Origin of the sequence: Methanobrevibacter sp., from assembly GCF_045126245.1 — an archaeon.
Classification (GTDB): Archaea; Methanobacteriota; Methanobacteria; order Methanobacteriales; family Methanobacteriaceae; genus Methanocatella.
Genome location: NZ_JBGVOG010000090.1, coordinates 1 through 14,906, shown reverse-complemented (window position 1 = coordinate 14,906; position 14,906 = coordinate 1). Strand labels below are relative to the sequence as shown.

Here is a 14,906-nt window from a genome sequence, read left to right as displayed (position 1 = left end):
GCATTCCTCCACACTATGGGTGAATCAAGATTGGCTAATACAGGCAGTTTAGGTGAAGCTCTCAACATCCCTGAAGCGTTCAAGGACATTACAAGAATCGGTGTTGGAAAAGTTGTTGCTGTAATAATTTTAATGATTGTTATTGTGGCTGCTATCAACGCAATTTTAGGATACCTTTACGGTCAAGTACCACAATTGTCTATTCTTTCAATTATAGTAACTCCATATTTTGCATTCTTTACACAAAGAGCAACCGGATTATTATATTCTGATATAGCTTAAATATTATTATTTAAGCTTCTTTTTTTTCTTTTTTCCACGTTGTGAATATTATTTCATATTCTTTGTAATAATAAAACTTTTTATGCTATGATAATCATATTAATAACTATCGGAGTTGTTTAATATGTCAGAATTAAAAGGCACAAAAACTGAAAAGAATTTAGAAGCTGCATTTGCAGGTGAATCTCAAGCACATACCAAATACCAATACTTCGCTGCAAAAGCAAAAGAAGAAGGTTACGTTCAAATCCACGATATTTTCATGGAAACCTCTAAAAACGAAAGGGAACACGCAAAAATCTGGTATAAAATCTTGCATGATGAAGAAATTCCAGACACAATAGAAAACCTTAACGCTGCAGCTGACGGTGAAAACGAAGAATGGACTTCAATGTATAAGGAATTCGCTGAAACCGCCCGTGAAGAAGGCTTTGCAAAAATTGCATTCCTTTTTGAAAAAGTTGGAGAAATCGAAAAGGAACACGAAGAAAGATACAGAACCCTGCTTGCCAATGTGGAAGCAGAATCAGTATTTAAAAAAGAAGATGAAATTGAATGGAAATGTGAAAACTGCGGTTTCATTTTCAAAGGTCCTCAAGCACCTGAAATGTGTCCTGTTTGCGGATATCCAAAAGCACACTTTGAAGAAAGAGCTCAAAATTATAAATAATTTTACTCTTTTTTTTACTTTTTTTGTTACTAGACACTCACCAAAATTTTATATATCAAATTTGAAATAGTTTAATTTGGAGATGATATCATGGCTAATTTAGAAGGCTCAAAAACTCAGGAAAATTTAATGGCTGCTCTTGCAGGCGAATCTCAGGCACGTGTAAAATATGAATTTTACGCATCTCAAGCTAAAAAAGACGGTTATGTCGAAATCAAGGACATTTTCCAAGAATCATCCGACAATGAAAAGGAACATGCTAAAATCTGGTTTAAATTGTTGAATGGCGGAAAAGTACCTGACACTCAAACCAATCTTGCTGATGCCGCTGCAGGAGAGCATGAAGAATGGACTTCAATGTATAAGGAATTTGCTGAAACCGCTCGTGAAGAAGGCTTTGATGACATTGCTGATTTGTTCGATGCAGCCGCTGCAACAGAAAAGGCTCATGAAGAAAGATACAATGCATTATCTGCTAAAATCGAAGCAGGCAAAGTATTCAAAAAGGACGAAGAAATCGCATGGAAATGTAACAATTGCGGATACATCCACTATGGAACAGACGCTCCTGAAGTATGTCCTCTATGCGATCACCCACAAGCACATTTCAGAAAAAAAGATGAAAGTTATATCTAACTTCTCTTTTTCTTTTTTTTTTAATAAAAAATATATTGCATAACATCCCATATAATATATTGTAAGGGATATTATGATTGAAAATAACATTTGTCTTTTAACAGATAGTTACAAGGTAACTCATCACTATTTTTACCCGGAAGGGACAGAAAAGATATATTCCTATCTTGAAAGCAGGGTAGGTGCCGAATTTAACAAGACTATCTTTTACGGACTCCAATATATAATCAAAAAGTATCTGGAAGGCCAGGTCGTTACCCAGCAAAAGATTGACGAGGCAGACAGGATAATCTCCACCCATATCGGAGAGGGAATTTTTAATAAGAAAGGTTGGCAGTACATTTTGGACAATCATGACGGAAGGCTTCCGATTGAAATAAGGGCAGTCGCTGAAGGAACTCCCGTTGATGTAAGCAACGTTCTGATGACTGTTGAGAATACCGACAGGAAATCCTATTGGCTTCCGAATTATCTCGAATCATTGCTTCTTCAGGTATGGTATCCGTCAACCGTTGCGACACTATCCGCTGAGGTAAGAAAGCTGTCCAACTTTTACCTGGAGGTAACAGGTTCCCAAAAGGATAATCTTGACTTTATGCTTCACGATTTCGGATACAGGGGAGCAACTTCAACAGAATCCTCAAGATTGGCGGGTTCAGCTCATCTGCTCAGCTTTTCCGGAACCGACACAATTCCGGCACTGAGCGTTCCTGAAAATTATTACAATGATTCAAACATTTACGGTTTTTCAGTTCAGGCAACAGAACACAGCGTAATGACATCACTGGGTCCTGAAGGTGAAATATCACAAATCCTCAATGTCATTGACAAGGCCAAGGAAGGGATTTTGTCAATAGTCATAGATTCATACAACTACAGGAACTTCCTAAGTGAAGCCGGAAGGTCAGGATCCGAGTTGAATGAAGCCATCTTGAACTTTTTGGATGGTGAAAACAACAAGGTAGTTTTCAGGCCGGACAGTGGAGAACCTGTTTCAACCACAATAGACTGTTTGAATTTGCTTTCAGACGGTTTCGGAAGTCACTTGACTTCTGAGGGCTATAAGGTATTTGACCTGAATATCGGTCTTTTATGGGGTGACGGACTCAACTACCAAAAGATACGTGACATTCTATTTGCAATGAAATCAAGCGGCTGGGCAGCGCAGAACATCATCTTTGGTATGGGAGGCGGACTTCACACTTCCGTTAACCGGGATACCCAAAGAAACGCATTCAAATGTTCGGCTCAGCTGAGGGATGGCCAATGGCATGACATTTTTAAAAATCCTTTGGACTCAAGTAAAAAGTCAAAGACAGGCCGCTTCAAATTGATTAAAGATAACAGTTCATTCAGGACAGTTCCAATAGACAGTGAAGGTGATGACCAGTTAAGATGTGTATTCAGAAACGGAGAACTGCTGGTTGATGATAAATTTGAGGATATCAAATCAAGAGCATTAAACTATTCAAATTTTTTATGAGGTGATAAGAATGTGTACAGCATCAAACTATATAACCGAAATGCATTATTTCGGACGAAACTTTGATTATGAGATTTCATATAATGAGCGTGTTACCGTAACACCTAGAAACTATGAGCTTAAGTTCAGAAAGATTGATGATGTCAAAACCCATTATGCAATCATTGGAATAGCTGCAGGCATTGATGAATATCCGCTCTATTATGATGCATGCAATGAAAAGGGTCTTGCTATTGCAGGTCTTAACTTTGCAGGCAATGCGGTTTATCTGGAACCGAAGGATGGCATGGTAAACATCACACCATTTGAGCTGATACCATATCTTCTCGGATGTGCCTCAAGCGTTAGTGAAGCTCGAAAGCTGCTTGAGGAAATCAATCTTGTAAACATAAACTTTGCAGATGAGCTTCCGTTGTCTCCACTTCACTGGATGATGTCCGACAACAGCGGTGAAGCCATTGTCATCGAACCTCTTGAGGATGGACTTAAGGTTTATGACAATCCGGTAGGCGTTTTGACAAACAACCCTCCATTCGACAAGCAGCTGTTTTACCTGAACAACTACAGAAGCCTGTCAAATAAAAATCCTGAAAACACCTTTTCCGATTCATTCGATTTGGACGAATATTCAAGGGGCATGGGTGCAATTGGACTGCCGGGAGATTTGTCATCTGCCTCAAGATTTGCAAAAGTTGCATTTACACGTGCAAATTCATACTCTGATATGGATGAGGTTAGCAGTTTAGGCCAGTTTTTCCATATTTTGAAATCTGTCGAACAGCAGAACGGATGTACCTTCATCTCAGATCCGAATCTGTATGAATATACCATCTACACTTCATGCTACAATACCAACAGGGGAGTACTATATTACACCACATATAAGAATTCACAGATTTCCGCAGTTGACCTGCACAATGAGGATTTGGATGGAACTGATTTGATTAATTACCTGCTGATTAATGAAGAGCAAATAAACTTCATTAATTAAATTTCTTTTTTTTCACTTTTTAGTCAGATATTTATATTATAATTACTATAAATACCAATACTCTATATAATTTAACATTTTTTGTTGTTAAATTGTTAAAAAGGAGGCAATAGCTTTGAATAAAATGAAACTGTTTGCATTGTTTTCAATAGTCTGTCTGTTCATGATAATTCCGGCAGGTTTTTCAGCTGAAAACGATACTGCCATGGAAGCCGCATACAACACTTCGGACGTATTGACCGCAGATTATTATTTCGATGCAAATGTTGGGGACGACACAGGAAACGGATCTGCGACAAATCCATATAAGAAACTCACAGCAGGTAGGATAGCCGACAATTCAAACATTTACCTGGCCAGCGGAGAGTATAATTTAAGTGGTTATAAAAAAATCTGCAATGTCACTTTCATAGGTAGCGGTGCTTCAGATACGGTTATAAACTTCCACGGTACAGGTTTTGAGGTTTCAAGCTCATTGTCTCTCAATAATGTTACATTGAATAATCTTGGGGTCCTGAATAAGGGGACCTTGAATGCCACAAACGTAATTTTCAAAGGAGGAAGCACCACAGAGGGAGGTTCCATACGCTGCGATGGCACAAATTATATAATCAATCTGGAAAACTGTACGTTTTGCGATAGTCACGCCAAATATGGCGGGGCCATTTCAATTAGTGCAGGAACCCTTAACATAAACAACTGCCTGTTTAAGGATACCTATTCCGAGTTGTACGGCGGAGCTATTGCGGCCAAGTCAAAGGCGATACTAAGCATCAACAACACCAAATTCATAAATACATCATCAAATAAGGATTCCGGCGGAGCCATTTACATCCATGATTCCACACTTGATGCATATAATGTGGAGATAGTCAATTCAACAGCCGATTTCGGTGCTGCAATCACATCACTTAAATCATTCGTGTATTTGGATAGTTTCACTGCAAGGCTCAATGTCGCCAAATATTATGGCGGTGCAATATATGCAATGTATCGTGAGTTTTTAATAACAAAATCTGTTTTTGATGAAAATTCCGCAGAAAATGGCGGTGCGATTTATGCGTTTGGAGTTGAAAGCTTTTTCATCAATTCAAATAAGTTTACCAACAACAGGGCTTTAAATACTGCAGGAGGCGTTTATTCCCTTAAAAATGATGTCTATTATGATTCTATTCTTGATAAGGAATTGAACAACACTTTCACAAACAATCATGCGCTCAAAAAAAGCGATGTCTATGAAAGCCAGACAATCGATTTTTACATAAACTCTACTGACGGCATATTCATCAGCTATGACGGATATTATAACGGCACTCTTCCAAGCAGCTATGATTTAAGAAGCCTGGGACAGGTCACTCCCGTTAAAAATCAGGGAAATGACGGCAACTGCTGGGCATTTGCGATATTGGGTGCTCTTGAATCAAGCATTTTGAAAGCAACAGGCATCACTTTAGACCTGTCAGAAGAGAACATGAAAGACCTGATGGCTGAATTTTCACAGTATGGAAGGCAAATGGAAACCAACAACGGAGGCTATGATTCCATGGGATACAGCTATCTTGTCAATTGGCTGGGTCCTGTCAATGATAGCGATGACATTTATAAGATAGATGCTGTCATCTCACCTCTCTTGGATAGCTTTATCCAGATTCAAAACATTGTATTTTTAAAAAGGAATAATTCAACAGACAATGATGAAATCAAAAGGGCTCTTATGAGCTATGGTGGTGTTTCATCTAATTTGTACTATACCGGCAGATATCTGAACGGTTATAATTATTATTATGACGGATCTCTGGCTTCAAACCATGCCGTTGTAATTGTGGGATGGGATGATGACCGCGAAATTTCAGGAGCTCCGGGAAAAGGGGCATGGATTGTAAAAAACAGCTGGGGGCCTAGCTGGAAAGATAAGGGATTCTTCTATATCTCCTATTATGATTCAAAATTTGCAAGGGACGGAATATTTGCATTTGTGCTTAATAATACAATAAAATATGACAGGAATTACCAGTATGACCTGCAGGGATATACTGATTACTACATCAATGAATCCAATACAGTCTGGTATAAGAACCGCTACACTGCCATCGGCAATGAGTATCTCACATCAGTTTCAACCTACTTTCAAAAGGACTGCAGCTGGGATTTATCTGTTTATTTGAATGGCAAGCTGAAGCTCACACAAAGCGGCACTGCCTCTAAAAGCTATATGACAATTGACCTTGACCAGTTCATAACCCTCAAAACAGGGGATGTGTTTGAAGTAGTATTCAAGATTACTGCAGATAATGAAGCGAGCTTCCCTATTTGCGAAGCGGTTTCATTTACTGAAAACTATTTCACTGAAGGCATGTCATTTGTCAGCTGGGACGGCAAAAACTGGATGGACTTGTTTAATAAAACAGGAAAATACTCTACACATGTATATTATGGCAATCAGGTTGCATGCATTAAGGCGTTCACAATTATAAATAAGCTCAATCCAAGTCTTGAGCTGAATGTTGTAAGCGAATACAATCCTGCTGAATTTGAAGTTGTTGTCCGCAATCAGTATGGTGCTTTGGCAAAATCAGGTAAGGTCACATTCACTGTTGAAGGTGAATCCGTCCAGGTCAATGTTGAAAACGGAGTGGCCAGGTTAAGCCATGTATTCAAGACATTGGGCACAAATACAATCAAGGCCAAATTTACGGCTAATGGATACAATACAGCTTCAAAAACAATCACTGCAACAATCTATAAGGAAAGGACAGGTGTCAGTCTGGTGTTCGAATCATCTGTTATTGATTATTCCAACAGATACATTACTGCCAGTCTTAAGGACTGCAATGCAAATCCGGTTGCCCAGGCCAATGTCATGCTTGAGGTAAACGGCGTTTGCTATTATAACTTCACAGATAATAAAGGTATGGTCAGGTTCGATTTGGCTGATGCTCGTCCCGGCACTTATCCTGCAGGCATTTATTATGATGGAAACGCACAGTTCAATCCATCAAGCGCATTATCCAGCGTGACCATTAAGGCAAATACCGATATTTCGGCAATTTATGATGGGGATAATCATGAATTGATTGCTGATTTGGTTGATGTTTCAACAGGCAAGGCCATTGCCAATACAAATATTGTAGTTAACATTGCCGGTAAAAGCTATACAGTCAAAACCAACTCCAACGGCCGGGCAGTATTTTCCACTGAAAGCCTTGCCTTGGGAACTTATGAGGCAAACATTAATTATGCCGGCAGTTCACAGTTCAATCCTTCAAGCGCAACTGTCAGTGTTTTAAACAAGGCAAATACCAAACTTTCGGCTGTTTATGATGATAACGCCAGAAAGCTCATTGTCACATTAACCAACAGTGCAACAGGTCAGGCCGTTGGAGGAGTTAGTGTTGTTGTCTATATAGGTTCAGTCAGCTACACAGTCAAAACCAATTCCGCAGGTCAGGCCAGTCTTTCCACATCAAGTCTCGTTCCGGGCAATTATGCGGCTTCTGTTGTCTACAACGGAAATGACAAGTATTACTCTTCTAATTTAAGCATTGATTTTATTGTAAAGTCCGATACGGCTATTTCAGTGGTCTACAGCAATAAGGAATTGCTCGCCACTTTGACAAATGATTTTACTTCAGAAGCTATTGGCGGTGCTGCTATCATATTTGGTTTCGCTGATGCGAACTATACCGTTAAGACCAATTCCGCAGGCCAGGCAAAGCTTTCCACTAAAGACATGCCTTTGGGCGCTTACAGCGTTGCTGTTTCATATGGAGGTAATTCTCTGTATAATCCGTCCTCAACAAGCATAGACTTCAATATTAAAACATCCACCCGCATTTCAGCTGTTTATAATGAGGATGTCCGGGAGATTACTGCCAGTCTGTTTAATGATGTTACAGACCAGCCTGTCTTGGGTGCTACAATTGGTTTTAAAATCAACGGCAAGACTTATACCAACAAAACTGACAACAGCGGTCAGGCCAAACTTTCCGTTGCAAATCTGCCTTTGGGCACTTACACAGCAACCGTGTCCTATGGTGGAAATTCCAAATATGACCCTTCATCAGTAGACGTCAATGTCCCTATCAAGGCAAACACAAGTCTGGATGTTGTCTATAACGCTAAAGATAAGAATTTGGTTGCCACATTAATCAATGACCTTACAGGCAAGGCCATTAATGGCGCTACCGTGAGCGTTAAAATCAATGGCATCACAAGTAAGATAAAAACGGATTCCACAGGCCAGGTAAAGGTTTCCACTAAAGATTTGGCGTCAGGAATATATCCTGCTTCTGTTTCATATGGGGGCAATTCCAAGTATTATTCTTCAAAAGACTCTATGGATGTCCTCATTGGTGTCAACACCCGCATTTCAGCAGTCTACAAGGACGGCGTTTTGACAGCCACCCTGGTTGAGGACCAGACTTCTAGAGGTATCAACGGTGCCGACATTCTTGTTGATTTCGGTGATGTAAGATACACTGTAAAAACTGATTCCAACGGTCAGGCCAGTGTCTCTACAAGGGACCTTGCTCCGGGCTCATACACAGCCTGCGTATCATACTCAGGAAGCGGCGGCATTCCTTCAAGCACAAGCATTGACATTGAAGTCAAGATAGATGCGTATTTTGTTGTTGAAGACATTTCCGTTGAATATGGCGCTGATGTCGAGTTGACTGCTAAACTTGTTAATTACGCTACCGGCAATGGTATTGTCGGCGCCACTGTAGGATTCAAGTTCAACGGCAAATCATACACCAGTAAAACCGATAGCAACGGTCAGGCTAAAGTAACCATTTCTGGATTGAACCCAGGAAACTACGAAACAGCCGTAACCTACAACGGCAACTCCAAATACAACCCTGCAAAAGCAACATTCAACGTGATTGTAAACAAAATCACAACAAGCTTTGAGCTATACTATGACAGCCAAACCAATGAAGTTGTAGCCACATTAATTAATGGAGCAACCGGAAAAGGAGTATACGGCGGAACAGTAGGCATTTTCTTAAACAACGTTAAAAACATAATCATAACAGATAAGAACGGTCAGGTGAGACTTTCACTTGGAAGCGCAGATCCGAATACCTTTACAGCATACGCATCATATGCCGGAAACACCAAATACTTCGCATCAGGCGCAACAATAAGTCCTCTTGAAAGCAAGACAACCTCATTCATCTCAACAGTCTATGACAAGCAGAACGCCGAGATAGTAACCACTCTTACAAATACCGCCACCGGAAAAGGCATTGTGGGAGCTACAGTTGGTGTCGTCATAAACAATGCGAAAAACATTCTAAGGACAGACTCCGCAGGCCAAGTCATAATTTCTGCAGCCGGTTTTGATTCAGGCATATATTCAATAAGCAGTTCATACTCCGGAAACAGCAAATACACTTCAACAAGTGCTACAATAAGTCAATTCATAAAAAAAGAGGAATAAGGTTAAAGGTAAACCTTATTTATTTGATTTAATTAATTTGCGAGCTGCTTTTAAGTCTGTATTATAAATGTGACCTGAGGTTGAGTGGTAGTGAACTCCACCGAAATTTAATTTTTCACCAATGATTTCCTTGTTTACTTCTTCCTTCATTTTCAGTCCCAGATATGCTATGAAGAACATGTTTGAGTAGAATGCGCCGAAAATGTCATTGCTTCTGAATATGCAGTGTATTGTCAGTTCATTGTCACGAACAAGGCACTGTAAAAACTGAAGGCATGGAATGTCTTCCCTGTCAGCATCCAATTGAGGGTCGATTGTAACTGCAACTGCCCTGTTTGATCCTGTTGCGGTCAGGATTCTTTCCTTCATGGTGTTGAACTGGTCAACGTCAAAATGTGCATAGATACGGTTCGGGTATGTGTAGACAAATCCCTGGTCATCAGGATTTTCAGCTGACTTGACGTATTCGTATAGTGCATCGCTTTTTATTGGACATCCTTCCATATCGAATTTTCCGGATTTTATGTCTGCCAACAGCATTTCAGGTGTGTAGTGCTGATATTTTGCCCTGAATTTCAAATCAAACGGATCGTCAATTATATAAAAATTCCCTAAACTTTCAACTAAATGGTGATTAGAGTCTTTATAGGTTTCTTTTCCTTGCTTTAAGATTTTATCAACGAAATCTAGGTAACATTTGTTAATGGTTAACATAAGATAGCTCCTTTAATTAATATAAATCTTTATTGAATATTATATAAATAATTTCTATTTTTAAAGAGATGGAACATTTTCAACAGCATCATCTATATTTCAGGGTTTAAATCATATTTTTACAACAATCAATGTAATAATCTTTAATGTCTCATACGATATTTTAACAGGTTTTCAAATTTAGCATTGTTTAATTGGACATATGTTGAAGTATTCGACGGTTAATCTTCGCCAACATTTTTGATGTATCTTGCCGGGATGCCTGCGACGATTGTGTTCGGCTCAACGTCGCGTGTCACGACAGCTCCTGCGGCAACGATTGCACCTTTTCCGATGGTAACTCCCGGAAGCACTGTCACGTTTGAGCCAAGCCATGCCTTCTCTTCAATGTATATCGGTTCGGGGTGCATGTCCGCCCTTTCATCAGGATTTGATGCGTGATTCAATGTTAAAAGACATGCGTTATGGCCAATCAGGACATCATCTGCGATATATATGCCGCCCTGATCCTGCATTTTGCAGCCCGAATTGATGAAGACATTTTTGCCGATGTGGATATTTTTGCCGAAATCGGTGTTGAAGGGAGGTATCAGTCCCAGAGAGCGGTTAACTTCCTGGTTTGTCAGCTTGGCAAAAAGCTCCTGGATTTCTTCGGCTGTGTGATATTCGCTGTTTATCCTATGGGTGATCTTCAGGGCTTCGCTCAGCATTTCATGCATAAAGAGATGTTCATCTGAGCCTCCAACAATCCTTTTTTTGGCATTTACATGATTCAAATAATCCTCGAGTTCCATTCAAATCACTATATGTATCCTGATATAATTTTGAACAGTTCCACAGCTTTTGAAGTTGATGTCTGGTTTGTGATGTCTTCAGGTATCTCATATACGAATGTAGGATATCCTGCCTGAGCGATAGGCTTTGACACCAGAACTGCGGATGTTGACTTGTAGCTTTCGTTTCCGGTAACCGGATAATAGTTGAAGTCGCTTGTCTTGTTGATATCTGTAGCAATTTTCACTGAAGCGTCATCCATTTCAGGGGTTGCCAGATAGAATCCCTGGCCGTATCCTGCAATATGTGAATGGCTGATGATGACCGCCCCTGCATCGGATTTGGTAACGTCCGGGTTAACGTAGTCATGCACGAGGCTTTCTCCGTTTGCCCTTCCGGCATTATAGTCTGTCGGTCTGTCGGTTACTGTGACCTTGTAGACGATTACCTTAACGTCATTGTTTGCAAATTCCTCTGCAGCCTTTATTTCAGGTTCTATTGAAAGAGGCTCCCTTGGATGAATTCCGGCAATCAATGCAATGGTTTTCGAAGCGTTTTCACTTCCGTAAATGAATTTTTCAACAGTTCCTATGCTTGTATTGGCCAATACTTCGCCTGAAGCGGAATCTGATGAGCCAAATCCGGAATAGATAAGACCGGCTATAATTATCAGTCCTATAATAATAAGTATAATTTTGGTTTTGCTTTTCAATTTTTCACCTTTAATATACATTTTTCTTGTTTAAATTAAATATTTTTTTTGGAAATAATGAATGGATAATCATTTTTTTTGTCACTTTTAATTTGTAGGTTAATCATTTATTCAGATATTTTGCTTATTTTAGGTTATCTTTAAATATCTTGTTAAAGATAGTTATAAATACTTAAATTGTTTTAAGTGTAAATTCAAAAAAAATGTGTGAAAAATATGACAAACGAAGACTTTGCAAAAAAGATAAAAGATATCAGAGAAAGACAGAACATGTCTATTGAAGAGCTGTCCGAAAGAAGTGGCGTAAAGCAGGAAGTCCTTGAAGCTATGGAAGCAGGTGAAGTAATTCCATCACTCACCCCATTAACTAAAATGGCAAGGGCTTTAGGCGTAAGGTTAGGCACATTCTTAGATGACACACCTGAACTAGGTCCTGTCGTTACAAGAGGTGGCGTTACTGAAAACTCACTGTATTTTTCCGGAAGGGAAGACGTTACAAACGCTACAAACCTTGAGTTCCACTCATTAGGTGCAGGAAAGATAGACAGAAACATAGATCCTTTCATGATTGACATCAAGTTTGAGGAAGGTGAAAAGGAACTTTCATCACACGAAGGTGAAGAGTTCATCTATGTGCTTGAAGGCGAAATCGAAGTGATTTATGGAAAGGACACTTTCACAATAGGCGAAGGCGACACCATATTTTATGACTCAGCGGTTCCTCACCACTTACATGCAAGCGGTGAAAAAGACGCTAAAATATTAGCTGTGCTTTACACTCCATACTGAGGTGAAAAACATGAGTAAAATAACTTTAAAGCCAAAAATAGATAGATTTTACACAGAAACTTTGAATTTGGACTTGGACGCATTGCAATTGGGATTGCATTAATGATTTGCATTTGGTGAAGTTATTTTATTGTTTAAAAAAATGAGGTGAAAAAGCATGTCTGAATTATTTACTGAACTTCCGTTAGGGAAGTTTTTCGAATCAATGGTTGAAAAGCAACCAGATCATGAATTTATCGTTTATCCGGATAGAAACTTAAGATTTACATATAAGGAATTTGATGAAAGAATAGACAATCTCGCAAAAGGGATGCTGGCTATTGGAATTGAGAAAGGAGACCATGTTGGAATATGGGCCAAAAACGTGCCTGAATGGCTGACCTACATGTTTGCAACAGCAAAGATAGGTGCAACAATCGTAACTGTCAACACAGCATACCAGTCACATGAACTGGAGTATGTGTTAAGGCAGTCCGACATGAAGGCATTGGCCATGACAGACGGTTTCAGGGACACAAGCTACTTTGACATTATAAATGAACTTGTGCCTGAACTAAAAACCTGTGCAAGAGGCCATCTGGTGGCTGAAAAGTTCCCTCATCTGAAATTCGTTTTTCACGTGGGACAGGAAAAGCACCGCGGAATGTACAATACCAATGAGCTGTTATTGTTAGGTATGAACTATGACGATGATGAATACCAGAAGGTCAAGGACTCAGTCACACAGCATGACGTCATCAACATGCAGTACACTTCCGGAACCGAAGGTTTTCCGAAAGGGGTAATGCTTACTTCAAGAAACATTGTAAACGACGGCTACTACATTGGAGAGAACATGAACTATTCTCCTGCCGACAGGCTGCTGCTGCAAGTGCCTCTTTTCCATTGTTTCGGTACTGTTTTAGGTGTTATGGCTGTAATAACACATGGTTCTACCATGGTTGTTCTTGAGGAATATGACCCTCTTTTGGCAATTTCCTCAATCCAAAAGGAAAAGTGCACATCAATCTACGGCGTTCCGACAATGTTTATCGGTATGATGAACCATCCGATGTTTGAGATGTTTGACATGAGCTCACTTCGTACAGGCATCATGGCGGGATCAACTTGTCCTGTCGAAACCATGAAGGATGCCATCGAGAAGATGAACATGAAGGAGATTACCAGTGTATATGGATTGACTGAAGCCGCACCGGGATTTACACAAACAAATGCAGCTGACTCATTCGAGAAAAAGATCAACACTGTCGGGCGAAAGTTTCCGAACATCGAAGTCAAGATTGTGGACCCTGAAACCGGCGAAGAGGTCGGTGTCGGAGAGCCTGGTGAGATAATGTGTCGTGGTTTCAACGTGATGAAAGGTTACTACAACATGCCTGAAAAGACAGCAGAGACAATCGAGCCGGACGGATGGCTTCACTCAGGTGACCTTGCAACTGTCGATGAGGACGGATACTATTCAATCGTGGGACGTATCAAGGACATGATCATCAGAGGCGGTGAAAACATCTATCCTCGTGAGATTGAGGAATATCTTTTTACCCATGACTGTGTCCGTGACGTTCAGGTTGCAGGAATTCCCGATGAAAAATACGGTGAAATCGTCGGAGCTTTCATAATTAAGGAAGACGGCTTTGAGGATGTAACCGAAGCCGACATTCGTGATTTCTGCATAGGATCAATTGCAAGATATAAGGTTCCTAAGTACGTTTTCTTTGTTGATGAGTTCCCGCTTACAACAAGCGGAAAGATTCAAAAGTACAAGTTAGGCGAAATAGGCCTTAAGCTATTGGATGAAAGGCGTGAAAGGGGAGAGTTGTAAACTCCCTTCAACTATTTTTTTCATTGATTTTTTGTTTGTAAAATTTTTTTCCATTTATGAATTTTTGCATATATTGAATAATATTTTTTTTTAATTAATGAAAATTTGATTTTCTTAAAAATTGTTTAGATTTGAAAAATCTGTTTTTCATGATGGAATTTAAAGAAAAATGAAATCTTTATTTTTCGCAATTCTGACTTATAATTGACAGATTTATTGTATGCATTTCATGTGTTTAATATGTATTCGATAAATAAAATCGTGCTTGTCATATGGGATATTATAAATTAATTTCATGATTTGAAAAATTCTTCTTATCGGTATTTGTTTTGCTTGTATTGATGGTTAAACTTTCTGATTTTTTAAAGAAGTGATTTTTTCCCAGTATGTATTAATATTAACATTTTGACTTTGTATTATTAAAATTAGTATGTCATAATTATTTTTATGAATTTTGGCAATCTGTTCAATTTCGCTCATTTTTTTTATTTGGGAGTCACACTTTTGTTTGAAATGTTTTTAAAAATTTAGGAAAAAATTGATTTAGTTAATATTTTTCATCTGGATTGCATTTTCATTTAACATTCTAT

General features: G+C 39.2%; 11 protein-coding genes. 8 read left to right on the top strand and 3 right to left on the bottom strand.

Annotated elements, in window-relative coordinates; genetic code table 11:
* The 6 genes from ACJMLZ_RS06980 to ACJMLZ_RS06955 all read left to right on the top strand — a co-directional run.
* Positions 1-282 (top strand): DUF4013 domain-containing protein (locus tag ACJMLZ_RS06980; protein WP_405304890.1); only part of this gene is annotated, 282 nt, incomplete at its 5' end.
* 124 nt (positions 283-406) lie between these two features.
* Positions 407-952 carry a rubrerythrin gene (gene rbr / locus ACJMLZ_RS06975; protein ID WP_405304887.1) on the top strand — a complete coding sequence of 182 codons (546 nt, stop codon included), beginning with the start codon at positions 407-409 and terminating at the stop codon, positions 950-952.
* 90 nt (positions 953-1,042) lie between these two features.
* On the top strand, positions 1,043-1,588 hold the full coding sequence (gene rbr / locus ACJMLZ_RS06970; protein WP_405304885.1) for a rubrerythrin: 546 nt from the start codon (positions 1,043-1,045) through the stop codon (positions 1,586-1,588).
* Positions 1,589-1,661: 73 nt separating this feature from the next.
* The gene (locus ACJMLZ_RS06965) at positions 1,662-3,071 is read left to right on the top strand and encodes a nicotinate phosphoribosyltransferase (RefSeq protein WP_405304883.1); all 1,410 of its coding nucleotides are present in this window, start codon (positions 1,662-1,664) and stop codon (positions 3,069-3,071) included.
* Between the two features lie 10 nt (positions 3,072-3,081).
* Entirely contained in the window at positions 3,082-4,062 is a 981-nt protein-coding gene (gene bsh / locus ACJMLZ_RS06960) for a choloylglycine hydrolase (RefSeq protein ID WP_405304881.1), read from the top strand.
* Positions 4,063-4,186: 124 nt separating this feature from the next.
* On the top strand, positions 4,187-9,505 hold the full coding sequence (locus tag ACJMLZ_RS06955; protein WP_405304892.1) for an Ig-like domain repeat protein: 5,319 nt from the start codon (positions 4,187-4,189) through the stop codon (positions 9,503-9,505).
* Positions 9,506-9,520: 15 nt separating this feature from the next.
* On the opposite strand, the gene ACJMLZ_RS06950 is transcribed toward ACJMLZ_RS06955, so the two are convergent.
* The 3 genes from ACJMLZ_RS06950 to ACJMLZ_RS06940 all read right to left on the bottom strand — a co-directional run bounded on the left by ACJMLZ_RS06950 (position 9,521) and on the right by ACJMLZ_RS06940 (position 11,705).
* On the bottom strand, positions 9,521-10,219 hold the full coding sequence (locus tag ACJMLZ_RS06950) for a thymidylate synthase (RefSeq protein ID WP_405304879.1): 699 nt from the start codon (positions 10,217-10,219) through the stop codon (positions 9,521-9,523).
* A gap of 221 nt (positions 10,220-10,440) precedes the next feature.
* Positions 10,441-10,734, bottom strand: a complete 294-nt coding sequence (locus ACJMLZ_RS06945; RefSeq protein ID WP_405304877.1) for an acyltransferase — start codon at positions 10,732-10,734, stop codon at positions 10,441-10,443.
* A gap of 287 nt (positions 10,735-11,021) precedes the next feature.
* Positions 11,022-11,705, bottom strand: a complete 684-nt coding sequence (locus ACJMLZ_RS06940; RefSeq protein ID WP_405304875.1) for a hypothetical protein — start codon at positions 11,703-11,705, stop codon at positions 11,022-11,024.
* A 216-nt stretch (positions 11,706-11,921) separates the two neighbouring features.
* Here ACJMLZ_RS06940 and ACJMLZ_RS06935 point away from each other — a divergent pair, with 216 nt between their 5' ends.
* Both ACJMLZ_RS06935 and ACJMLZ_RS06930 read left to right on the top strand, forming a co-directional pair.
* The gene (locus ACJMLZ_RS06935; RefSeq protein WP_405304873.1) at positions 11,922-12,494 is read left to right on the top strand and encodes a helix-turn-helix domain-containing protein; all 573 of its coding nucleotides are present in this window, start codon (positions 11,922-11,924) and stop codon (positions 12,492-12,494) included.
* A 157-nt stretch (positions 12,495-12,651) separates the two neighbouring features.
* Positions 12,652-14,316, top strand: coding sequence for an AMP-binding protein (locus ACJMLZ_RS06930; protein ID WP_405304871.1), 1,665 nt, complete (start codon positions 12,652-12,654; stop codon positions 14,314-14,316).
* The last annotated feature ends 590 nt before the right edge of the window (positions 14,317-14,906 follow it).

Coding starts and splice junctions, on each gene's coding strand:
- rbr (WP_405304887.1), top strand. CDS start 407: ATGTCAGAATTAAAAGGCACAAAAACTGAAAAGAATTTAGAAGCTGCA.
- rbr (WP_405304885.1), top strand. CDS start 1,043: ATGGCTAATTTAGAAGGCTCAAAAACTCAGGAAAATTTAATGGCTGCT.
- ACJMLZ_RS06965 (WP_405304883.1), top strand. CDS start 1,662: ATGATTGAAAATAACATTTGTCTTTTAACAGATAGTTACAAGGTAACT.
- bsh (WP_405304881.1), top strand. CDS start 3,082: ATGTGTACAGCATCAAACTATATAACCGAAATGCATTATTTCGGACGA.
- ACJMLZ_RS06955 (WP_405304892.1), top strand. CDS start 4,187: ATGAAACTGTTTGCATTGTTTTCAATAGTCTGTCTGTTCATGATAATT.
- ACJMLZ_RS06950 (WP_405304879.1), bottom strand. CDS start 10,219: ATGTTAACCATTAACAAATGTTACCTAGATTTCGTTGATAAAATCTTA.
- ACJMLZ_RS06945 (WP_405304877.1), bottom strand. CDS start 10,734: ATGCAGGATCAGGGCGGCATATATATCGCAGATGATGTCCTGATTGGC.
- ACJMLZ_RS06935 (WP_405304873.1), top strand. CDS start 11,922: ATGACAAACGAAGACTTTGCAAAAAAGATAAAAGATATCAGAGAAAGA.
- ACJMLZ_RS06930 (WP_405304871.1), top strand. CDS start 12,652: ATGTCTGAATTATTTACTGAACTTCCGTTAGGGAAGTTTTTCGAATCA.